24 protein-coding genes and 2 tRNA genes are annotated in these 20,494 nt (G+C 44.9%); 19 read left to right on the forward strand and 7 right to left on the reverse strand.

Features of this window, described 5'->3' with window-relative positions:
• Positions 1-37: 37 nt before the first annotated feature.
• From C0638_RS17290 to C0638_RS17295, 3 genes are all read left to right on the forward strand, one after another.
• Positions 38-544, forward strand: coding sequence for a hypothetical protein (locus tag C0638_RS17290; protein WP_233902219.1), 507 nt, complete (start codon positions 38-40; stop codon positions 542-544).
• An 82-nt stretch (positions 545-626) separates the two neighbouring features.
• Positions 627-708, forward strand: a tRNA-OTHER gene (locus C0638_RS25200).
• 83 nt (positions 709-791) lie between these two features.
• On the forward strand, positions 792-1,055 hold the full coding sequence (locus tag C0638_RS17295) for a hypothetical protein (RefSeq protein WP_233902220.1): 264 nt from the start codon (positions 792-794) through the stop codon (positions 1,053-1,055).
• 102 nt (positions 1,056-1,157) lie between these two features.
• On the opposite strand, the gene C0638_RS25205 is transcribed toward C0638_RS17295, so the two are convergent.
• Positions 1,158-1,310, reverse strand: coding sequence for a hypothetical protein (locus C0638_RS25205; RefSeq protein ID WP_158657701.1), 153 nt, complete (start codon positions 1,308-1,310; stop codon positions 1,158-1,160).
• A gap of 97 nt (positions 1,311-1,407) precedes the next feature.
• Between C0638_RS25205 and C0638_RS17300 the strand changes: the two genes are divergently transcribed.
• The 4 genes from C0638_RS17300 to C0638_RS17320 all read left to right on the forward strand — a co-directional run bounded on the left by C0638_RS17300 (position 1,408) and on the right by C0638_RS17320 (position 3,172).
• Positions 1,408-1,659 carry a hypothetical protein gene (locus C0638_RS17300; RefSeq protein WP_058710398.1) on the forward strand — a complete coding sequence of 84 codons (252 nt, stop codon included), beginning with the start codon at positions 1,408-1,410 and terminating at the stop codon, positions 1,657-1,659.
• Positions 1,660-1,707: 48 nt separating this feature from the next.
• Positions 1,708-2,160 (forward strand): hypothetical protein, encoded by a 453-nt coding sequence (locus C0638_RS17305; protein ID WP_058710397.1) that lies wholly within the window; start codon positions 1,708-1,710, stop codon positions 2,158-2,160.
• A 302-nt stretch (positions 2,161-2,462) separates the two neighbouring features.
• Positions 2,463-2,738 (forward strand): hypothetical protein, encoded by a 276-nt coding sequence (locus C0638_RS17310; RefSeq protein WP_058710396.1) that lies wholly within the window; start codon positions 2,463-2,465, stop codon positions 2,736-2,738.
• A 191-nt stretch (positions 2,739-2,929) separates the two neighbouring features.
• Positions 2,930-3,172 carry a hypothetical protein gene (locus tag C0638_RS17320; RefSeq protein WP_058710401.1) on the forward strand — a complete coding sequence of 81 codons (243 nt, stop codon included), beginning with the start codon at positions 2,930-2,932 and terminating at the stop codon, positions 3,170-3,172.
• Between the two features lie 83 nt (positions 3,173-3,255).
• Here C0638_RS17320 and C0638_RS17325 read toward each other — a convergent pair.
• A tRNA-Val gene (locus C0638_RS17325) sits at positions 3,256-3,327 on the reverse strand.
• Between the two features lie 139 nt (positions 3,328-3,466).
• Here C0638_RS17325 and C0638_RS17330 point away from each other — a divergent pair.
• Together C0638_RS17330 and C0638_RS17335 are read left to right on the forward strand one after the other, a co-directional pair.
• On the forward strand, positions 3,467-3,910 hold the full coding sequence (locus tag C0638_RS17330) for a GNAT family N-acetyltransferase (RefSeq protein ID WP_025675812.1): 444 nt from the start codon (positions 3,467-3,469) through the stop codon (positions 3,908-3,910).
• 86 nt (positions 3,911-3,996) lie between these two features.
• Positions 3,997-4,233 carry a DUF3892 domain-containing protein gene (locus C0638_RS17335; RefSeq protein WP_013371899.1) on the forward strand — a complete coding sequence of 79 codons (237 nt, stop codon included), beginning with the start codon at positions 3,997-3,999 and terminating at the stop codon, positions 4,231-4,233.
• A 128-nt stretch (positions 4,234-4,361) separates the two neighbouring features.
• On the opposite strand, the gene C0638_RS17340 is transcribed toward C0638_RS17335, so the two are convergent.
• Positions 4,362-5,120 carry an MBL fold metallo-hydrolase gene (locus C0638_RS17340; protein ID WP_058710395.1) on the reverse strand — a complete coding sequence of 253 codons (759 nt, stop codon included), beginning with the start codon at positions 5,118-5,120 and terminating at the stop codon, positions 4,362-4,364.
• Positions 5,121-5,320: 200 nt separating this feature from the next.
• Here C0638_RS17340 and C0638_RS17345 point away from each other — a divergent pair, with 200 nt between their 5' ends.
• Both C0638_RS17345 and C0638_RS17350 read left to right on the forward strand, forming a co-directional pair.
• Positions 5,321-5,878, forward strand: coding sequence for a hypothetical protein (locus tag C0638_RS17345; RefSeq protein ID WP_058710394.1), 558 nt, complete (start codon positions 5,321-5,323; stop codon positions 5,876-5,878).
• Between the two features lie 79 nt (positions 5,879-5,957).
• Entirely contained in the window at positions 5,958-6,263 is a 306-nt protein-coding gene (locus tag C0638_RS17350; protein ID WP_007431055.1) for a DUF1292 domain-containing protein, read from the forward strand.
• A 111-nt stretch (positions 6,264-6,374) separates the two neighbouring features.
• Here C0638_RS17350 and C0638_RS17355 read toward each other — a convergent pair whose 3' ends face one another.
• Positions 6,375-7,850, reverse strand: a complete 1,476-nt coding sequence (locus C0638_RS17355) for an aminotransferase class I/II-fold pyridoxal phosphate-dependent enzyme (protein ID WP_013371896.1) — start codon at positions 7,848-7,850, stop codon at positions 6,375-6,377.
• Between the two features lie 187 nt (positions 7,851-8,037).
• On the opposite strand from C0638_RS17355, the gene C0638_RS17360 reads away from it, so the two are divergent.
• Positions 8,038-9,324 carry an MFS transporter gene (locus tag C0638_RS17360; RefSeq protein ID WP_058710393.1) on the forward strand — a complete coding sequence of 429 codons (1,287 nt, stop codon included), beginning with the start codon at positions 8,038-8,040 and terminating at the stop codon, positions 9,322-9,324.
• A gap of 42 nt (positions 9,325-9,366) precedes the next feature.
• Here the strand turns inward: C0638_RS17360 and C0638_RS17365 are convergent, their stop codons facing one another.
• The gene (locus tag C0638_RS17365) at positions 9,367-9,999 is read right to left on the reverse strand and encodes a DUF1054 domain-containing protein (RefSeq protein ID WP_058710392.1); all 633 of its coding nucleotides are present in this window, start codon (positions 9,997-9,999) and stop codon (positions 9,367-9,369) included.
• A 279-nt stretch (positions 10,000-10,278) separates the two neighbouring features.
• Here C0638_RS17365 and C0638_RS17375 point away from each other — a divergent pair, with 279 nt between their 5' ends.
• Positions 10,279-10,878, forward strand: a complete 600-nt coding sequence (locus C0638_RS17375; protein WP_013371892.1) for a hypothetical protein — start codon at positions 10,279-10,281, stop codon at positions 10,876-10,878.
• A 174-nt stretch (positions 10,879-11,052) separates the two neighbouring features.
• On the forward strand, positions 11,053-12,459 hold the full coding sequence (gene gndA, locus C0638_RS17380; RefSeq protein WP_013371891.1) for an NADP-dependent phosphogluconate dehydrogenase: 1,407 nt from the start codon (positions 11,053-11,055) through the stop codon (positions 12,457-12,459).
• 246 nt (positions 12,460-12,705) lie between these two features.
• On the opposite strand, the gene C0638_RS17385 is transcribed toward gndA, so the two are convergent.
• Positions 12,706-13,011 carry a rhodanese-like domain-containing protein gene (locus C0638_RS17385; RefSeq protein WP_013371889.1) on the reverse strand — a complete coding sequence of 102 codons (306 nt, stop codon included), beginning with the start codon at positions 13,009-13,011 and terminating at the stop codon, positions 12,706-12,708.
• Positions 13,012-13,279: 268 nt separating this feature from the next.
• On the opposite strand from C0638_RS17385, the gene aroA reads away from it, so the two are divergent.
• From aroA to ptsP, 4 genes are all read left to right on the forward strand, one after another.
• Positions 13,280-14,572 carry a 3-phosphoshikimate 1-carboxyvinyltransferase gene (aroA, locus tag C0638_RS17390; protein ID WP_040103395.1) on the forward strand — a complete coding sequence of 431 codons (1,293 nt, stop codon included), beginning with the start codon at positions 13,280-13,282 and terminating at the stop codon, positions 14,570-14,572.
• 33 nt (positions 14,573-14,605) lie between these two features.
• A complete protein-coding gene (locus tag C0638_RS17395; RefSeq protein WP_017427811.1) occupies positions 14,606-15,040 on the forward strand; it encodes a CoA-binding protein in 435 nt (144 codons plus the stop codon).
• A 299-nt stretch (positions 15,041-15,339) separates the two neighbouring features.
• A complete protein-coding gene (locus C0638_RS17400; protein ID WP_013371886.1) occupies positions 15,340-17,223 on the forward strand; it encodes a glucose PTS transporter subunit IIA in 1,884 nt (627 codons plus the stop codon).
• Entirely contained in the window at positions 17,220-18,965 is a 1,746-nt protein-coding gene (gene ptsP, locus C0638_RS17405; RefSeq protein ID WP_058710391.1) for a phosphoenolpyruvate--protein phosphotransferase, read from the forward strand. Before C0638_RS17400 ends, ptsP begins: the two co-directional genes overlap by 4 nt.
• 139 nt (positions 18,966-19,104) lie before the next feature.
• Here the strand turns inward: ptsP and C0638_RS17410 are convergent, their stop codons facing one another.
• The gene (locus C0638_RS17410; protein WP_013371884.1) at positions 19,105-19,641 is read right to left on the reverse strand and encodes a type 1 glutamine amidotransferase domain-containing protein; all 537 of its coding nucleotides are present in this window, start codon (positions 19,639-19,641) and stop codon (positions 19,105-19,107) included.
• A gap of 337 nt (positions 19,642-19,978) precedes the next feature.
• Between C0638_RS17410 and C0638_RS17415 the strand changes: the two genes are divergently transcribed.
• A complete protein-coding gene (locus tag C0638_RS17415) occupies positions 19,979-20,425 on the forward strand; it encodes a hypothetical protein (protein WP_013371883.1) in 447 nt (148 codons plus the stop codon).
• Positions 20,426-20,494: the final 69 nt, after the last annotated feature.

Raw genomic sequence — 20,494 nt, forward strand, 5'->3', positions numbered from 1 at the left:
ACAGGATAAAAAAATCAAAGAAAGTGGGCTTATGAGTATGAAAAACATTAAAAAAGCTACTGCAGTATCTGTTTTATCACTAGCTCTTGCAATTCCTTTATCTGCTTCTGCAGCAGCAACTGATGTTGCACCAGCTACAACTGATACAACATCAGTTTCCCAATCTGCAAACACATCGACCGATGTGAATACACCAAAAGCGGGAGATCATGTTATTACTCCTTATGCTACCAAATCGGTGGTTGATAGAACTCTCCGCAACACAGAACTTACAGAAAATTTCGATATACCCGCAGGTTATGGTTATGTTAAAGTATGGATACGTAATGACGGTAAGCAGCCAATTAAATTTTCGGTGAACAGAGGCTCAGAAACAGGTTCGCAAATGATGTCTGGAACTGTAGAACCTGGTCGCACTTACAGTGAAATTAGTTCAAGCGCTTGGCCTGGTGCTAATAGGTATTATGTATCTCTTTCCTCGGGTAAAGCATATATGGAGGGCGAGATGTCAGTTCGTATAGGCACTTCACGAGGAGAACTGTAATAATCAAATTATTGTTATTTAAATGCAGTAAGGAGGTCGGCCAATGTGCCGGCCTTTTTAGTATCTTCAATATCACTAGTATGCACGGTTAGCTTAATGGTAGAGCACAGGCGGGCCCGAGTAAAACAGACCTAAAGGCGTGGGTTCAATTCCCACATCGTGCACCTAATTAAAAGACCTAATGAGAGTGGCGTAGATGCGCTGCTCTTTTTTGTGCACAAAAAAATAGAAAAGGAAGTGTTTTGTAATGAGTACAGGGGCAAGCGCAGTACGTAACGGCGGATTTGGGTATCTTGGTTCGGATAATATCTTTAAGGTGGTATATACCGAGGCTGAGGCTCGTAAATATAGCCCCACTGGTAGAGCAGTAAGCTTTGCAGGTCCACACGCATACGGCAACCCTGTTGTCCCTACAGGCACGGGAGAATATAACCAACTGGCTATTAAATTGCATGGGGATGGTAGCCTTGACCGAGAGCGAAGGCTTTGCTATTCCTGCCCATATCGCTAAGGTAGTCAAAGAGCTACAAAAGTGTTTATCCCCGGAGCTGATCCGGGGACTTTACAGCGCCTAAAGGTAACTGTGCGGTTCGAGTCCGCAGGGTGCTATTAATTAGTGACCGTATGTTTGATCAAACCATTGTGCAAAGTTGTTCACTTTTGCTGGCGTTCCTTTTAAAGCATTAAAAACAGAAACACCGAGAGAAACAGCTAGTATTACTCCTATAATTAGACCTGTAGTTATATATTTTGTTTTTTCAGTCATTTAATAGACCTCCTTTCGAACTAATACTTTCGGTGTATAAAAAGGAATATCCTTCCTATGTGTCGAATTGTTGTGTCGAAGGAAGGAGGTGTTTGAAGTGCCAAAAGTTTTTGTTCATACTCATGACATGGGGAAAGCCAACTGGGAGAATCAATATTTTGATTTCGGCAGAATCCCTGTTGAAGGTGACTTCTTTGCATTGTCGTCTGATTCACCGTGGTATCAAGTAGAACTGATTGTTCATACTCCCTTTAAAGAAGATCTCGCCGCTGAGATATATGGTGTAAAGGTTGAACATGAAAAAGTAAAAAGAACTAAGCTAAGTATGCCAGCAAAATTTGAATTTTGAAGATAAGCACCTTTAGTGGTGCTTTTTTAGATGTCTTAGGAGGAAGCAATGGGGATTATACTTGATATTTTAAAAGATGTTGTGATAGCCATTATAACAGGGATCGGTACAGGGTGGGTTATGACAGAATACTATAGAGAGAAGGATAAAAGGACAAGTTGGATAAAACAATTTGAAGAAGAGAAACAGATAATGTCTTATTTTTTAAGACAAGTATATTTCGAAATAGATTTGTTTAAAGACAATAGTAATTACGATAAAACAAACTTATTGAGAGTTCTTAAGACTGCTCCGAGATTCAGTTCACTTTCTGAGGTTCACAACAAGGAGTTATTTGTTAATGATGTTATAACTTTGAACTTGCTCTTACGTGAATTAGAGGATTATTTAACCGCTTCTGAAACGATAAATTACAATGAATTGGTGCGTCTAAAATCGGAAATATTCAAGGCTCATTTTCAAGTTTTAAAAATGCCGAGTTCTAGTTTATATGGTCGCTGAGAGGCGGCTTTTTTCTTTGCCCTTATTCCACCAGGAAGGAGGGGTTAACAATAGAAGAGAGCATATTAATTTACATTGGCCCGCCGATCCCATCGCGCGGGTTATTTCAGTTTGGCAGTTTTGTCGGAGACATACCGGAGTTTCTTGTACCACTTATGCAAGTGAGAGAGATCCGGGAGTTGGTGGTTGATGTGAATAACTTGGTTGAAGCCAAGAAGGAAATGAGCATTATCGGTACTTAAAAGAACAAAGCATTTCAGCATCTCTCGAATCCAAACAATATAGAAGCGGAGTTGAGCAAATTGGATTATAAAAGCTTTTTAGGGAAAGGGATTTACATTCAAGGAGAGAATGGTGAGCTGTCACTTGTGGGCAAGAATAACCCATTGCCTGTGGCTGGAATATCATGTGGCGGTTTACGTACTCTAAATGGCTGTTTACTCCGAGCTGGTTCGGTGAGCAGCGGTATTGATTACTGGTATGAACCTGCAATAGTGGCAGTGTCAAAAGAAAAAGTTCCCGCTATTGAGGTTATTGGCGGATTTGATACGCGTATTGCTTTGGATTTGGATTTATGAATACTGCTTGTCATTTTCGATTCGTTCTGGAACTCTTTCCGCCATTGTCCTGCGCCGCCTCTCTCCTGAGATCGACCGGAAACGGACACAGGCTGCTGTAGAGGCAGCTCTTGAGAAATACAGGATATATAATAAGTTTGCTTCTATTATGAACCTTCTTGTTGAGAAGGAGCAGAGAAAGGGTGGGGATAATGAACGAAATTGAAGTGGCTAATGATTGGGAGCAATACCCTATGACTCTGCGCCCCAAGCATGTTGAGGAAATAATGAAGATGAGCCCAAAAAAGACCTACGAGTTTCTGGTAGGGAAATATATATCAGTAAATTGGTATTTCGTAACTGGCTTGAAGGTACTAATTTTGATGTGTTCCAAAACAACGAAAGCAGCGGATCATAGCCGCTGCTTTTTCGTATCAAAAAGTGATTCGTATTAAATTCGTATCAGAGCCATATTTCGTACCGGATATGAGTTTATAAAAATAAGAAAACCCCCTTATAAATCAAGGGGGGTTCGGTATAGGACGGATGGGGATCGAACCCATGACCCTTACCCTGTCAAGATAATGCTCTCCCGCTGAGCTACCGTCCTGTAGTTACTAGATAATATCATGTATTAACCATATATGTAAAGTGAAAAAATACAAATCAGCCTGTACTTCATAACCATTTATATATATAATTCAAATTTAGCGAGTTTACATTTGAAATTAGAGATGGAGGAACAGATGATGGCCGCAGAAATTATAACTGTAACAACAGAAGAGCAACTGCAGAAGGCAATATTAATCCGGACCAAAGTGTTTGTCGAAGAGCAAAAGGTTCCTCTAGATCTTGAAATTGATCATTATGACAAGCTGGGAGATACCGCCCATCATTTACTAATTTGTGAACATGGGGAAATGGTGGCTACTGGTCGGTTGACATATTATGATGAGGATACAGCTAAAATGCAACGTATTGCCGTTCTCAAGGAGCATCGTGCAGCAGGTTATGGACGCGTATTACTGCTAGCACTGGAGGAACGTGCACGTGAACTGGGGCTGAGATACTCGTTGCTAGATGCTCAATGTCAAGCTGAGAAGTTTTACGAAAAGCTAGGCTATGAAACGATCTCTGATGAACCTTTTGACGATGCGGGAATACCGCACGTACGTATGCGTAAAAAGTTGTAATTGAGGCACGGGGTGTATACAAAGCTGTACAATGCACATGCTAGTAAAAGTTCCTCCACTATACTATGGATAAGGAGCGATGCAGCATGGCGAATACAGAACGAGAACAAATTACGGCAGTACGTAAAAACGGGGATGGCGATCTTACGTCATTTCAGACATCTACTGGACGGATTTTGGATTATAGCCAAGCGTTGAACGAGATTGAAGCAGGCTCAATTGCAGGCGTCAACGTGTTCAAGGCCAAGGATGGAAGCAAACGAATTCGAGGAGATGCCGATGGAGATCCTTCTAATAACCTGGATCAACTGCCGTTGTTCTGACCTTGACTCGCAACATTAACGTGCAAGCTTATCATTGTATACAAAAAATATGCAGCAAGCCGCCCGGCTATCCTTTGTAGGAAAGCCGGGCGGCTTTTTGTTAATTGTTTAAGCTCTCATTAGCTCGGCTACTCTGCACGTTCCAAATCTGCTAGCGGATAAACTCGCTGCTGCTCCAGAAAGGACATAATCCCTGCCTTATCTCTAAATTGTTCCATATCATCACTATAGTGCATCAGATGAATTTGCTCTTGCAGAGGTGTTGGCAAGCTTAGCAGCTCATCTAACGTTGTATGTACTTCTCCAGCGCCTTGTAACTGAACCTCATGTAAAATGCTCCGGCATCCCCGTTCATGCACCAGATGATGAAGTAAATCGGGATCAAAAACCATGTCCGCACTATAAAAAAGACGATCATTTATGAACAAAGAGTAACTGTGTTTACCAGGAATATGCTGTGTAGGGATCAGCTCTATCTGGATACCAGGTACTAATGTGGTGGATACGCCAGGCGTTATGACATTTACCTCAAATACATCCTCAAGCTTGTCAATCATACCTTGCTGGGACATGCCGCCCTTGAGCGTATGCTCCCATAAAGGGTGGATTAATGGTTCGGCGATATAAAGTAGAGGTTTGCGACGATGGAGGATATTCATTTGAAAACCAAATTCCTCTAAGCCTCCGACATGATCTGCGTGAATATGTGTGATTAAAATAGCGTCAATATCAGGCAAAGGGACACCCATCTGGTGTAATGCCAGCGATGCGGTTGTACCGCAATCGATCAGCAGCTTGCCTTCCCCGCTATCCAGCAGCGCGTTGTTGTTGTAATAATGCTTGGCAAAGGCGCTGCCTGTACCAAGCATTTGTATCGTTAGGCCCATTATGGATTCACCCTCCAGACGATGTGTTATAAGACATTCTACAATCGTATTTTAACATCTAGGCTGCGAGAACTAAAGATTTGGCTCCTCATGTAAAAACTTTGGACAATTTGTGAAACACAGCGCAACTTGTGCGGCTGAGCTAGGTATAAATGTACGACAGATGGTTTTTAACAGATAATGATGGAGGGATATGTAGTATGAAATGGAGAAAAGTGATGGCCCTAGTGATGGCCTTTTCAATAATGGGAGGGACCGTCATTTCGGCGGAGTCCGCCAAGGACCAAGTGCAGTTGATTATTAACGGAGAAGTGTCAAAAGATGGCGCAGTTGTCATTGATGGGAAAACTTATGTGCCTATCCGTGATTTTAATGGGCTTGTAAATTTTGATCCCTCTGGTGGAAAAGTTGTTTTCGACCAGCCGAACGTGCATATGTTCCTGTTCAAGGGGGATACTGTGTTTGGTAACGTGAATAGAGGTAACAAAGTGAAGTTTAATGTTTTCAGTCAAATTGACACCCTGAAAACAGATATTTCCGGAGTGAAAGTAGCAATTACCGACCCTTCGGGCAATGTAAAGGATATTCAGTCCCAAGATATCAAAGGAGCGCAAAAGGATAACTTCTGGTTCCGTACAAACGACTTTACGTATGATTTCAAGACAGCAGGAAACTATCGGGTCGGTTTCTACATTAAAGAAAGTAAAGATGGCAGTTATACCCTCGTGTCCGAAAAAGTCATTACAGCGATAAATTAGGCATACCACAAATTGACCTGCACTCTTGATCATGTTACGATACGAGGGAAAATAAAACAATTTGAAGGTAGGTATTTCCATGAGTGATCACAAACATGAACACGGTGAAGCCTGCAACCACGATCATGACCACGAACATGAAGAAATGGTTCTTACGCTAACTGATGAAAATGGCAAAGATGTAGAAATGGTGCTGGTAGAGACCTTTGACGTAGAAGATCACGTGTATGCTCTTTTGCTTGAGCGAGGCAATCCCGAAGCGGATGGTATCATTCTTCGTATGGAAGAAGAAAACGAAGAAATGGTGCTTTACAATATTGAGGACGAAGATGAGTGGAAGCGTGTAGAAGCTGCATATAGCGAGCTTGTTGCCCAATACGAATAGGATTGGATACAGTAGCTGTTCTTGCTCATCACACAATAGAAAAGCCCCCAAATGGGGGCTTTTTTTGTTGACTATCAACATTTTTTGCAAGCAGGTGTTAACAGATCATGTTTAAGAAATAGCGTCAGTTTCAACGATAACCTTCACCTGATGTACCGTTCGATCCTCAGGTCCTTTAACAGGCAGGCCTACTTCCACATGATCTACAATATAATCAATATTGTCCTGCGAAATAACTTCTCCCGGCAAAAGGATCGGGATGCCCGGTGGGTATACATAAATGAATTCTGCAATGATACGGCCAGCAGATTCCTTGAAGGGCACGATTTCTGTATCTCCGTAAAAAGCGTCTCTCGGAATGAGGGAGAGCTGCGGTATATCCGGTATCTTTACAACCAGCTCATGCTGCTGACCTGTGGAATAGTGCAGTGCAGCCAGCTCTCGCAAAGCTTTTAATAAAATGTCAATTTCCTCTTTGGTATCACCAGGGGTCACCAAACAGAGAATATTATACATATCGCTAAGCTCAACCTCGATATTGTAGTGATCTCTCAGCCAATTTTCCACATCATATCCGGTAAGGCCTAAATGGCGAATATGAACTGTCACTTTGGTCGGATCATAATCATAGGTAGCTTCCGTGCCGAGAATTTCGCTGCCAAAGCAATATAGCCCTTCGATTTTGTTAACCTCTGCACGGCAATATTCAGCTAATTCCAGAGCACGTTGTGCGATTTCATGGCCGTTAAGAGCCAGATTGCGTCGGGATGTGTCCAACGAAGCCAGCAAGATATACGAAGTAGACGTCGTTGTCAGCATACTGAAAATAGTTTGTACACGCTGCGGATTAACGAATCCGTTTTTTGTATTGACATTCAGTATCGAGCTTTGAGTCAAAGAACCACCCAGCTTGTGGACGCTTGTAGCTGACATGTCTGCCCCCGCCTCCATAGCGGACATCGGCAAATCAGCGTGAAAATGAATCAGTACTCCGTGAGCCTCATCGACCAGGACCGGCACATTATAGCTGTGAGCGAGATCTACAATTTCCTTCAAATCGGCGCACACACCGTAATATGTCGGGTTGATGACAAGGACGCCCTTGGCGTCAGGGTGACGTTCCAATGCCCGGCGTACGGACTTGGTTGTAACCCCGTGGTGAATACCGAGATTCTCATCACTGACCGGAGAAATGAATACCGGCTTCGCACCAGCGAAGATAATGGCAGACATTATGGATTTGTGTATATTTCGGGGTACAATAATTTTATCACCTGGCATGCAAATGGACATAATCATGGTGATAATGGCTCCGCTTGTCCCCTGTACACTGTAATAAGTATAATCAGCTCCGAAGGCTTCTGCTGCAAGCTTTTGAGCTTCTTCAATGACGCCTGATGGCTGATGCAGATCGTCCAATGGAGCGATGTTAATCATATCTATGGAAAAAGCATTATCCCCCATAAATTCGCGAAATTCCCGATCTGCGCCCACTCCCTTTTTATGACCTGGGATGTGAAATTGAACCGGGTTGCTCTGAGCATGCTTTTTCAAAGCAGTAAAAAGCGGGGTGTTGCTTTGATTCATTAGTGTTGTCACAACCTTTCATGCAGGATTTCGACAATCCTGTGCAATTGATAATAGAACAAAATTGAGTATAGCAGTTTGAAGTAGGAATGCAAGCGATTGAGGGCGCATTTATTTGCGAAAGAGCGGAGTAGGCGGAGAACCCCGAATGTATAGACAATAAACGAAGGCGGAGGATGTGGGATAAATGAAGCAAATAAGACGAAAAAAAGCTTCGCAGCGGCTGTGGACTCCTTTTTTCGCCAAATTATGGATACTGGTGTTTCTGGTCGAATTCATGAAGGGATCTCTTCTGGTATCCATCCTGCCGGTATATATGGGAGAAACGTTAGGTCTGTCGGCCGGAATTATCGGTTTAGCCTTTTCGCTTCAGTATTTTGGAGACAATGCATTCCGGGCACCGGCGGGCTGGATGGCTGAACGGCTCGGTTATCGTGGAACGATGTCAACCGCGTTGTTGTTTACCCTTGTAGCGATCATTATGCTAAGCACCCTGACAGAACCTGTGTGGCTCGTCATCGCGTGTCTGCTGCTAGGACTGGGGACATCTCCGCTCTGGCCTTGTGTGATGACTGGAACGACCGAAATGTCTGGTCCTAATAACAATAACGGTGCAGCGATGGGGACACTGGAAATTGCGTCCATGGGCGGAACGGGCTTCGGTCCACTCATTATGAATTTCGCCATATCCCATTACGGACACTCTTACGGTATGGTGTTCATGATTTTGATAGGATGCAGTATTGTATTACTGCTGGTTGCTCTTATGCTGCCTGGAACGAACAGGTCTGCTGGCAAAGACGACCTCGAACAGAGCGCTCTCATATCTTCTGGTGGGAACTCCAAGCAGAAGCGGCAAGTGTTGAGAGGTATCAAGGAGACGATCAACACGCTCAAAACAAAGCTTAATGTAAATCCGTTAATTTATCCTGCGCTGTTTTTGCAGTCCTTTGTCATCGGCTTGATCAGCCCTGTGCTAACGCTGTACGCGCGCACGGATCTCGGAATTTCACCGAACCTGTATAGCGTGCTTCTGATTGCCGGTGGTGGGGTGACTGTGCTGGCATTGATCCCTTGTGGCAAGCTGGTGGATCGCCTTGGAACCAAGTACTTTTTGCACATCGGTTTTTTGCTTGCCGGGACCACGCTATTTTTCTTTTCAACAGTACAGACCATTCCACTTGTGTTTGTATCTGTAGCCATTATTGGCTTGGGATATGCGCTCATTTTGCCTGCATGGAACACGTTTCTTGCCCAACTGATTCCGGAAAGCGAGCGTGCAACAGTATGGGGCTTTTTTTTAACACTCCAAGGCTCTGGTATGGTTATTGGTCCGCTCGTTTCAGGAGTGCTATGGGACCGTGCTGGACACACAGCTCCATTTTTCATCAGTGGGATCGTGATGCTGCTCATGTTTGGCTGCCATCTGGCTTTGGCGCGCAATCCACGGAGAAAAACCGTTGTTAAGACTTGAACGGTGCTCTTAGTAGCGGATCAGGGACGCATTTATCTGAAGCTAGTCCTTTGGAAAAGACATCCGGTACAGTGGCAGTAAATGCTCAAAGGTGGAACGCACCGTCTGCAGTAACGCAGCTCCGTCACTGGCAAGAGGGTCATTACGATCAATACGGAGCCCACACATGACCTCGGCTTTTTTCACCTGCTGCAGCTTGTTAATGATGGTTTGAAACTCTTCCATGTCCATTTGCTGCTGTTCTGTACCTTTTGGATCCATATGATCCATGGACCAGTAGAAATGACCTGGTATGTTAGAGCGCACATCGCTCAGGTTGGCTTCAAGCGCCTGGGCAAACGTGATTTTATTCGGACTTTCATAAATGACTGCGAATATGACGAATATATGGGAAGCGAACATACCTACCTCAAAATGCGGCAACGCCTTATACCCGCGTTTATTTGCCGCCCAAGCTACCCATGTATCGATCGGGGGATTGACCTTGCGTCGTGCATGCTTGGCCACGTGAACGTGCATAGGCTCCCCGCATAAGTCCGTCAGGAAGGGGGCTAACTCCTCGCCAATCGTCTCCAACTTGGGCCGAACCTGCTGAATCAGCACCTCCATGCGAGGTTCCAATCCTGGTATTTCAAAGACATCAAAGTCCTTTGCAGTAAATCCACTGAATGTCATTCCTATTCCTCCTGTATCTAGGCTAAGCCATATCGTGTGACGTAATATGTCCGATTATAGCATAATGTCAGCGGGCTTGGCCGACTTTAGGCCGGGCTCGGTACAAGCATATAAGGCAAAAGTAGGATTGTGCGTTGTTACTCATAAAAATAGGTCAAATAACCAAGTACCCTTACATAAAATGAAGTATAAAATAGAGCAAGGGAAGATCAAGCGGGAAAGCCGCAGGCTTGCTGTAGCCGGACTTCTTGAATCGGACTTGAAAAAGGAGGGAATGCCGTGAACAAGGGCTGTGAGGTAGAATATTGCAATCTAGAGCTCCGGTTTAGCCGTCGGCATATCCATAATCTGATCAAGGATTTGATATCGGAAGGGTATTCGCTGTACTGGAGCGAGGATGAGTCGTATCTGGTTTTGTCGGTGAGAACCGGGCGCAAGCTGGTGAAGCTCCGTTTTCAACAATTGCGCACTGGACACTACAAGCTGGCTGGAGATTATGTAATCCGCGATGCCAAGCTGGCTGAGTGGTTGGAGAAGCTGATTGGAAGCACCCGAGGTCATGCCATTGTCAAAAGAGTCAAGGATCATCATATTTTGGTGGAAAATATTTTGTTCGGCGAGGTCATTCGTCTGGTCGAGGTTACTGGCTTTAAGCAGCGTGTTATTTATCAGAAGGGACCGGTGCTGTCCGCTCAGGAAATGGAAGATATGTACGCTTCCAATGAAGGGGAAACCCGGCTGCTGCTGCTTAAGATGGAAGTAGACGATGAATTGGAGAAGCTGTTCAAGGCGATGACGGAGAAAGATACGATTAAAATCGAGAATAGCCATAAACGCCTGCAAACGCTATCTCACCAACTGCTGATGATGGAAGCGTAGTACATCAGAACACCTCATGCAAAATGGGGTGTTTTGATCTGCGATTAGACAGGGGTTCACTTCTGACACTAAAAACGTTAAAATAGAAGTGCACGTGTTCCGATTCACATAAAGTGTAATGCGGTAAAGCGGCGATATAGAACACAAAATATGTTGCAAAGGATGAGGAACCAGATGGCAAAACAGCAAATTGGTGTGATCGGCCTGGCGGTAATGGGTAAAAACTTGGCCCTTAATATTGAGAGCAGAGGCTTCACCGTTTCGGTTTTTAACCGCTCTCCAGAAAAAACGCACGATCTTATCAAAGAAGCAGAAGGTAAAAAACTGACGGGTACTTTCTCCATTGAAGAATTTGTGAACTCACTGGAATCACCCCGTAAAATCCTGATCATGGTTCAAGCTGGTAAAGCTACAGATGCCACGATTGAACAGCTTGTGCCTCATCTGGACAAGGGCGACATTATTATAGACGGAGGCAATGCCTACTTCCCTGATACACAGCGCCGCAGCAAGGAGCTGGAGGAAAAAGGACTTCGCTTTATTGGTACAGGCGTATCCGGTGGTGAAGAAGGTGCCTTGAATGGTCCTGCCATTATGCCAGGTGGACAAGAAAGTGCCTACAAACTGGTAGAGCCGATTCTGACTGCAATCTCTGCTAAAGTGGACGGCGACCCATGCTGTACATATATCGGTCCCGACGGTGCTGGTCACTATGTAAAAATGGTGCATAACGGTATCGAGTACGGCGACATGCAATTGATTGGTGAAGCATATCACTTGCTGAAATCTGTTCTGAATGTGAGTGCTGAAGAGCTTCATGAAATCTTTACAGAATGGAATAAAGGTGAATTGGACAGCTACCTGATTGAAATTACAGCTGACATCTTCTCCCAGTATGATGCTGAAACAGGCAAGCCTATGGTAGATGTGATCTTGGACGCTGCAGGTCAAAAAGGGACTGGTAAATGGACAAGCCAAAGCGCGCTGGATCTGGGTGTGCCATTGTCCATGATTACTGAGTCCGTATTTTCCCGTTTCTTGTCTGCTATGAAAGACGAGCGTATTGCGGCAAGCAAAGTGCTGAGCGGTCCTAAAGCTGAATCCTTCAGCGGCGACAAAAAAGAATTTATCGAAAGCGTACGTAAAGCACTGTTCGCAAGTAAAATTGTGTCTTATGCTCAAGGTTTCGCTCAAATGCGCGCAGCTTCCGATGAATATGATTGGGATTTGAAATACGGAAAAATTGCAATGATCTTCCGCGGTGGTTGCATTATCCGTTCGCAATTCCTGCAAAACATCAAGGATGCGTATGACCGTGATCCTGCTCTGAAAAACCTGTTGCTGGACTCTTATTTCAAAAATGTAGTAGAAACGTATCAAGATGCATGGCGTCAAGTGATTTCCGTGGCTGTATCTCAAGGTATTCCAGTGCCTGGCTTCTCCAGCGCGCTTGCTTACTATGACAGCTATCGCACTGAGCGTTTGCCAGCAAATCTGTTGCAAGCGCAACGTGACTACTTTGGTGCACATACGTTCAAGCGTGTGGACAAAGAAGGCGTATTCCATCATCAATGGTTCTAATGAACTGACGAATATGTAAGGATGCAGTAAGTAACACAACGGAAGCCTTTTTGCCCTTGGGGTAGAAAAAGCTTCCGTTTTTTTGATTGGGTATTTTAGATACGAATTTGGATGCGCTAAAGGATTGTGTAATCTTTTGAGGCTATGGTATGATAGAAGCATAATAGTTTAATGCTTTACCGCGTCTAAGCCTGAGCCTAAATAAAAAAGACGGAAAGTTTCCGTCTTTTTTATAGACTAGCTATTTTACTGCTCCTGTGACCATTGCAGCATGCCACCAGTCATGTTGGTGCATCCCTCGTAACCTAGCTGCTGCAAATATTCGCAGGCACGTTCACTGCGATAACCGCTCCGGCAAATAAAGATAATTTCACCGGTGCGTTCAATTTCCTCAAGGCGGCCCGGAATCTGTCCGAGCGGAATGTGCTTGGCACCTTCAATCATACCTTCCGCTACTTCTTCTGCCTCACGGACGTCGATCAATTGCAATTGCTCTCCTGCTTGCAGGCGTGCGCGAAGCTCAGAAGGTTCAATCAGAGCGATTTGCGTCATGGCTGGACCTCTTTTCTAATGTAAGTGGGTACTACTTGTATTGTTGGCGTGTGAGAAACGTCACACTCTCTATGTATGATAGCGAAGCGATCTCTAAGCTGTCAATTAGCCTAAATCTAAAAATTAAATAAAGATTAGTCAACCAGGTTGCTAAACCTCGACAGACCTAGATGAATATTCCTTATTTTTTAGGTGGAGAAATGAACGTTACAACTTGTATAATTAACGTAAACTAGGATGGTTTGAATCGAAAAGGAGCATGTATAATATGGATGTTATCGTTAGACCTACCCCTTCCTTGCAAGGAGAGATTGGGGCTTTGTCCTCCAAAAACTACACGACTCGTTATCTGCTTACGGCTGCACTAGCCGATGGACAAAGTACTATTTATTATCCAGCTCATAGTGAGGACAGTGACGCTATGCGTCGTTGTATCACCGATCTGGGAGCAGTGCTGGAAGAGGATGATGAAAAAATAGTGATTACAGGTTTTGGTAGCCATCCTCAAGCTGTGAAGGAACTGAACGTAGGCAATGCAGGAGCGGTGCTCCGTTTTTTGATGGGAATTGCGTCCCTATGTCCGGATGTTACATTTGTGAATACATATCCCGACTCATTGGGGAAAAGGCCCCATGACGATCTAATTGATGCATTGGGCCAACTAGGTGTTAAAGTAGATCATCGTGAAGGCAAGTTGCCAATACGTATTCAGGGTGGTCAGGCGAAGGGCGGTAAAATTCAGGTGTCCGGCTCGGTTAGCTCACAGTATTTAAGCGCTCTGTTGTTCCTTACACCTTTACTGGAGGAAGATAGTGAAATTGAAGTGCTGCATGATTTGAAATCCAAAGTGGTCATTGGGCAGACTCTAGAGGTATTGCAAGAGGCTGGTATTACTATTCATGCAAGTGATGACTACATGTCTTTCCGCGTCCCGGGGCGGCAATCCTATCAGCCACGTACGTATACTGTACAGGGGGATTATCCAGGGAGTGCTGCGGTGCTGGCGGCGGCTGCAGTAACGAATTCCGATGTTACCATCCATCGTCTTAAAGAGCAGAGCAAACAGGGAGAACGCGCTATTGTAGATGTACTGCGTATGATGGAAGTACCACTGACACATGAGAACGATACCGTTGTTGTAAAGGGGAACGGCCGATTGAAGGCCATCGAGTTTGATGGCGATGCCGCGACAGACGCTGTACTTGCCATGGTAGCTGCGGCTGTATTTGCCGAAGGTACATCTCGTTTTTATAATGTGGAAAATTTACGGTATAAGGAATGTGACCGAATTACGGATTATTTGAATGAGTTGAGCAAGGCTGGGGCTCGGGTAGAAGAACGTCAAGCGGAAATCATTGTGCATGGTAGACCGGAGGGTGTCGAAGGTGGAGTGGAAATCAACGCGCATTATGATCACCGTGTCATTATGGCATTGACGGTTGTAGGTTTGCGCGCGCAGAAGCCGCTAGTGATCAAGGATGCGCATCATGTCGCCAAATCGTATCCACAGTATTTCGACCATCTGACGACGCTTGGTGCTTCCGTAGAATGGGTAAAATAAAGGTAAGTTAAGATACAGACAGGAGGAGATAGAATGGCTTTTGAAAATCCGTCCAGAGAAGAGATTAAGAATATTTTGGAACAAGTAGGCAATATTGCGGTTGTAGGTTTGTCTGATAAATCAGACCGCACCTCATACATGGTTTCTTATGCTATGCAAAAGCGGGGATACCGGATTATTCCGGTTAATCCTGCGGCCGCAGGGCAAACAATTCTTGGAGAGACTTGCTATGCCAGTCTTGCTGAAGTACCAGAGCCCGTTGAATTGGTTAATGTATTCCGTCGTAGCGAATACTGCGCAGAGGTTGCGCGTGAAGCCGCTGCTATTGGAGCTAAGATATTGTGGCTGCAACAGGGAATTATAAGCCAGGAAGCCGCTGACATTGCGCAGGAGCATGGAATGACGGTTATTATGGATCGTTGCATTAAGGTGGAGGATTCAGTAACCCAAGCTGTTCGTAAAGGATAATCACACCTCTGACCCATGCTATATGCACATGAAGAAAACCTTCTTCCCTTGTTTCATAGGGTTGAAGGTTTTTGGTGTGAAATCAGAATCATGATACAGTATATTATACTTTCAGGAATCCATATAATGTATATATGCTTGGAATGTGATGTGGTCTAGTTAAATTCATAGGGTTATCGTTGAGTAATAAGTTATATGACCTGTAAAAGCGTAAATAAATATTTTTGGCTGACGGAACCATGGCTTTGACAAAAGTATTTATTCGGCTTACCATCAGGGATAGAAGGGAGAGGAATGCCATGAATTGGCTCGGATCCTTACAACAGCTTGGTCGTGCTGTCATGCTCCCGACGATGGTGCTACCGGCAGCTGCAATATTGCTAAGTCTCGGCAGCCTTCCTTGGGCCACGTGGGGATTTCCTATGGTGTCCGATATGGCAAATGCGGCGGGACACGGGATTTTTTATTTTTTGCCGTATTTGTTTGCGGTTGGTGTTGCACTGGGTATGTCGAATCAAGCAGGTCAGGCCGGACTGGCTGCATTGGCTGGTATGGCTATATATGATCAGGTCACATTGAGATTTGGAAACGGACTCATTCAGCCAGCGACGCTCATTGGTATCATTTTGGGGATCATTTCAGGGTTGGCCTATAATCGCTTTAAAAGCATTAAGTTGCCTGAAGTGCTTCAGTTTTTTGGGGGAACCCGATTTGTTCTGCTGCTTATTGGTCTGTTCTCTGCTGTATTTGCAGGGCTCATGTTGATTATTGCTCCGCTGATTCAACGAGGACTGGAATTTATTGTAGGCCTGGAATCGAGCTTGGGCGGTTTTGGACTGCTTATTTACGGCATTCTATACCGGCTGTTGGCAGCTTTTGGTCTTCACCATCTGCTTAACAATATATTTTGGTTTCAACTGGGTACATACAAAACGCCGTCTGGCAACGTTGTGCAGGGGGATCTGCCCCGTTTTTTTGCTGGCGATCCAACAGCGGGCTATTTCATGTCTGGATTGTTTCCCATTATGATGTTTGCGATCCCTGCGATTGCGTTAGCGATCATTCAGGAAGCTCGTGAAGATTTGAAGCCAAAGGTGCAAAAAACGTTTCTGACGGCCGCATTGGTCTGTTTTTTTACCGGAGTGTCGGAACAGATTGAGTTTGCCTTTTTGTTTGCTGCTCCTTATTTGTTCCTCGTTCATGCGGTTATGTCCGGTCTGGCCATGTGGCTTACCTTTGAACTGGACATTCATCATGGCTTTTCATATTCGGCGGGTTTTATAGATTATGTCCTTAATTTCCATCTATCACATAACGCCTGGTTGTTAATTCCAGTCGGAGTGGCATACGGGCTTGTGTATTATGTACTGTTTCGATGGGCAATCCGTCGCTTCCGGATTCCAACTCCTGGACGTGAGGAAGGCTCGGTTCTGGAGGATTGGGCCGGTAATATTCCTTACAGTGCTCCACTTATTTTGGAAGCACTCGGTGGGAAGGAGAATATTGTGCAGGTAGAAGCCTGCATCACCCGTTTACGGCTGACTGTCCATAATGACAGGCTGATTGATACCGGAGCGATGAAGGCTTTGGGATCGGCCGGGCTTATTAATCTGGGCGGAGGTAATTTACAAGTCGTATTTGGAACCTATTCAGAACTGATTCGTGAGGAAATTGCAAAGCTGATGGAGCGTGATCTCCCTCAAATTTTGTTCAATGCTCCTGTACATGGAAAAATGCTACCGATTCATGAAGTGCCTGACAAAATTTTTGCAACGAAGCTGGTTGGGGACGGTGTTGCTTTTGTTCCTGAACGCGGTGAACTTGTGTCTCCGGTGTATGGTACTGTGATGCACTTGTATCCGACCATGCACGCTTTAGGCATCTCCACACGAGAAGGACTTGAGGTTCTGCTTCACATCGGGATTGATACTTCACAGCTAAAAGGGAATTTTACTGCTATGGTAGAAGCAGGCGATACGGTGGAACCGGGGCAATTGCTGATCAAATTTGATTTGCAGGCGCTACGAGAGCAAGCTCCATCGCTGGTGACTCCTATGGTCATCACGAATCCGGATCGCGTCAAGTCGTGGAGCTTTGCTCCGTTTAAAACAGTGAAAAAAGGTCAGGCCTCGGTAATGTCCGTTGTGCTGCATGACAGGAATGTTGGAGGGGTAGAAACATGATAGAAGGCATCGGCGCCGCAGCAGGTGTGGCCATCGGGAAGGCATTTGTCCTGCCGAGCTGGGAATGGGATTTACCTGATCAAAAAATGGATACGGTAGATCTAGCGAAGGAATTTGAACGTTTGTATGAAGGGATACGTACATCCAAAAGTGAAATCCAGTTTATTAAGGATGAGTTCCGAGAGATGGTGGGAGCGGAGGAATCCAGCATTTTTGATGCTCATCTAGCGATATTGGAAGATCCGGAGTTCATGAATGAAATTAGCGGCATTATTCAGCGTCAGTATAAGGCGGCCGAGGTGGCTGTGAAGGAAGCTATTGATCATTTTGTGACAATGTTTGATTTGCTGGATGATGAATATATGAAGGAGCGGGCAATCGACATCAAGGATGTGGGGAACCGACTGCTCAAGCATTTGCTGGGCGCACCGGAAGTGACTCTTCCCAAGGACACTCAGCCCTATATCCTGGTAGCCAAAGAGCTCTCACCATCGCAATCGGCACACTTGAATCCCAGCTATGTGTTAGGGATTGTGACTATGAATGGTGGTAAAACATCGCATTCCGCGATTATGGCCCGTGCGCTTGGCATTCCACTCGTTTCTGGATTGGAGAGCAATATGAATTTGCCTGTTCAAACTGGAGATATGATGGTTGTGGACGGAGACCTGGGTAGAGTGTATGTGAATCCGGAAAAATCTGTAACAGACCACTATATCACTTTGCGTGACGAGCAGCGACGTAGAAAAGAGCAGCTTCAGGTACTCGCTTCGGTAGAAGCTGTGACCAAGGATGGAACCACGCTGAGACTGGCGGCCAATATTAGCTCCGTTAAAGAACTGGAGGCTGCTTTGAAGCATGGAGCTCAAGGTGTGGGGCTGTTCCGCACGGAATTTTTATATATGGATCGTAAATCTGCTCCTAATGAAGAGGAGCAGTATCAAGTATATCGACTAATAGCGGAAAAGGCAGGCAATCACTCCGTAGTCATCCGTACATTGGATATCGGCGGCGATAAGCCGTTGGATTATCTTGAGCTCCCAGAGGAAGAAAATCCTTTTCTAGGTTATCGTGCTATACGGATTAGTCTGGATTGGAAGGAAATGTTTAAAACTCAGTTGACTGCAATTTTGCGAGCCAGTGCAACGGGGAATATCAAGGTCATGTATCCGATGATCTCATCCGTGGAGGAAGTCCGTCAGGCAGATGCTCTTTTGAAAGAAGCTATGGCGGATTTGGATGCAAGAGGGCTTGCCTATAATCCTAAAATTCAGCGAGGGATTATGATTGAGGTTCCAGCTGCAGCGATGATCGCGGATCTATTAGCAGCTGAAACCGACTTTTTTAGTATCGGAACGAATGATCTAGTTCAGTATGTACTGGCTGTAGACCGTATGAATGAGCAGATTGCGCATATGTATCATCCATACCACCCGGCTGTACTTCGAATGCTGCGCATGACTGCACAAGCGGCACATCATGCCGAAATTGATGTGAGTGTCTGCGGTGAGATGGCTGGAGATGAACGATCCGTTCCACTTTGGCTGGAACTGGGAATACATCAGCTCAGTATGTCCCCCCAATCTTTGTTGCGGGTCAAGCATCGTGTGCTGAATACGACTGCATCTGAAGCAATGGCAATCGCTCGTGCTTGCTTTGGCATGTCCACTGGTGCAGCGATCGAAGACAAGCTGACTGCTGCTAATATCAGCTGTACCCCGGCCGGACCCGGGCGGCCGTAATATTTTAATATCCGCAATGCTTAGCTTGGCTCGTACAAAAAAGCACCTTCAAAACCATGAATAAAGTGGTTTTGAAGGTGCTTTTTCGATATAGCCATAGATAAGGTTACTCAAGTCCTAAATGTGCGGACTACATATCTTATTTCCGAGCGCTATTAGCTAATACATCGCAGAACGCTTTTCCGTAAGGTGGAAGATCGGGCGGTCGACGAGCGGATACAATGTGTCCGTCTGTCACAACAGCTTCATCCTTCCAGATTGCTCCTGCATTTTCCATATCATCACGGATACCTGGCGTGGAGGTAACTGTGACACCATCCAATATTTTAGCAGAAATCAGTACCCAGCCTGCATGACAGATTTGTCCGATGGGTTTATGTGCGGCATGAAACTCCTGTACAAGTTGAATAACCTTGGGGTAGCGGCGCAGTTTATCGGGCGCCCAACCACCAGGGACAAGAATACCGTCATAATCGCTACTATTGAGTTCTTCAAAGGCATATTCTGCTTCAGCAGGTACGCCGTATTTTCCAATATATTTTTTCCCCTTTTCAGCACCGGCTAAATGTACCTCTGCGCCTTCTTCACGAACACGATACACCGGGTACCATAATTCCAGATCCTCGAATTCCTCATCTACGAGGGCAATGACCTTTTTTCCGGTAAGTCTTGACATCTAACCATCCTTTCATGGGTCACATATGACACCTTTGTTTTGTAATCTGTACTTTTACATCTTAAGAAAAAGTAAGCCCGAAGTCCATTCCTTCGCAGATTCTCAGGTTAGGAGTCGCTCTTTTACAACAATCGCCGTCATTTTTTGACCCTCTAATGCCTTGGTAATTTGTTCATTGCTGCAATCTGTGGAAGGATTTGAGACCCCAAAGTCGAAATAAAAAAAGGTATGATAGATTTTATAGAGTTAACAAATATTTTATAGACTAGTAGATAGATATATCTGGATGCTGAAGAGATCCTTATATAGTTTGATCCTATGTAATGAGGTGGTAAAAGTGCAAAAGCAATGCCAATGCGGTGAACCGATGGGACTGGAATTACGAAAGGTAATATATGCGAGTAAGGTTGAAATTTTGCATGTTCCTGTATTTTCATGCCCGTCATGCTTTTCCAGTGAGGTTCTGCAACATGTGACGAAGGACATTAAGGAACTTCTACAAAGTCTAGGGAGCAAACCTGCGCCCCGGCGAATATCTTTTGCTCGCAACAATGAACTGGCAGAAATTATTCGCAAGCTTGTACTGGAGGAAGCGGACAATCCCAATGTTGATTGGCAATCTGCTTTGGAGGAGCGAATGGAGCTTCGAATTAATCTCTTGCTGGATCTTTATCGCTATGCGAGAAGCCTAGGAGATGAAGACTGGATGAATGATGTAGAGAAAAGATTGGTTCAATTATCCGGTTTTACCAGTAAATCGGTGTTCACGAATACGAAAAACTAAAAAATATGAAAATTTTCATGGTCACCATTGGATTTTACATGTTCTTTTTGTTACGATGAGAATAGGCCA

It is taken from the genome of Paenibacillus sp. lzh-N1 (assembly GCF_002872435.1).
Lineage (GTDB): Bacteria > Bacillota > Bacilli > Paenibacillales > Paenibacillaceae > Paenibacillus > Paenibacillus polymyxa_C.

Bases quoted from the DNA above. Each gene is read 5' to 3' on its own strand.
- C0638_RS17290 (WP_233902219.1), top strand. From the start codon at position 38: ATGAAAAACATTAAAAAAGCTACTGCAGTATCTGTTTTATCACTAGCT.
- C0638_RS17295 (WP_233902220.1), top strand. From the start codon at position 792: ATGAGTACAGGGGCAAGCGCAGTACGTAACGGCGGATTTGGGTATCTT.
- C0638_RS25205 (WP_158657701.1), bottom strand. From the start codon at position 1,310: ATGACTGAAAAAACAAAATATATAACTACAGGTCTAATTATAGGAGTA.
- C0638_RS17305 (WP_058710397.1), top strand. From the start codon at position 1,708: ATGGGGATTATACTTGATATTTTAAAAGATGTTGTGATAGCCATTATA.
- C0638_RS17320 (WP_058710401.1), top strand. From the start codon at position 2,930: ATGAACGAAATTGAAGTGGCTAATGATTGGGAGCAATACCCTATGACT.
- C0638_RS17330 (WP_025675812.1), top strand. From the start codon at position 3,467: ATGGCCGCAGAAATTATAACTGTAACAACAGAAGAGCAACTGCAGAAG.
- C0638_RS17335 (WP_013371899.1), top strand. From the start codon at position 3,997: ATGGCGAATACAGAACGAGAACAAATTACGGCAGTACGTAAAAACGGG.
- C0638_RS17340 (WP_058710395.1), bottom strand. From the start codon at position 5,120: ATGGGCCTAACGATACAAATGCTTGGTACAGGCAGCGCCTTTGCCAAG.
- C0638_RS17345 (WP_058710394.1), top strand. From the start codon at position 5,321: ATGAAATGGAGAAAAGTGATGGCCCTAGTGATGGCCTTTTCAATAATG.
- C0638_RS17350 (WP_007431055.1), top strand. From the start codon at position 5,958: ATGAGTGATCACAAACATGAACACGGTGAAGCCTGCAACCACGATCAT.
- C0638_RS17355 (WP_013371896.1), bottom strand. From the start codon at position 7,850: ATGAATCAAAGCAACACCCCGCTTTTTACTGCTTTGAAAAAGCATGCT.
- C0638_RS17360 (WP_058710393.1), top strand. From the start codon at position 8,038: ATGAAGCAAATAAGACGAAAAAAAGCTTCGCAGCGGCTGTGGACTCCT.
- C0638_RS17365 (WP_058710392.1), bottom strand. From the start codon at position 9,999: ATGACATTCAGTGGATTTACTGCAAAGGACTTTGATGTCTTTGAAATA.
- gndA (WP_013371891.1), top strand. From the start codon at position 11,053: ATGGCAAAACAGCAAATTGGTGTGATCGGCCTGGCGGTAATGGGTAAA.
- C0638_RS17385 (WP_013371889.1), bottom strand. From the start codon at position 13,011: ATGACGCAAATCGCTCTGATTGAACCTTCTGAGCTTCGCGCACGCCTG.
- aroA (WP_040103395.1), top strand. From the start codon at position 13,280: ATGGATGTTATCGTTAGACCTACCCCTTCCTTGCAAGGAGAGATTGGG.
- C0638_RS17395 (WP_017427811.1), top strand. From the start codon at position 14,606: ATGGCTTTTGAAAATCCGTCCAGAGAAGAGATTAAGAATATTTTGGAA.
- C0638_RS17400 (WP_013371886.1), top strand. From the start codon at position 15,340: ATGAATTGGCTCGGATCCTTACAACAGCTTGGTCGTGCTGTCATGCTC.
- ptsP (WP_058710391.1), top strand. From the start codon at position 17,220: ATGATAGAAGGCATCGGCGCCGCAGCAGGTGTGGCCATCGGGAAGGCA.
- C0638_RS17410 (WP_013371884.1), bottom strand. From the start codon at position 19,641: ATGTCAAGACTTACCGGAAAAAAGGTCATTGCCCTCGTAGATGAGGAA.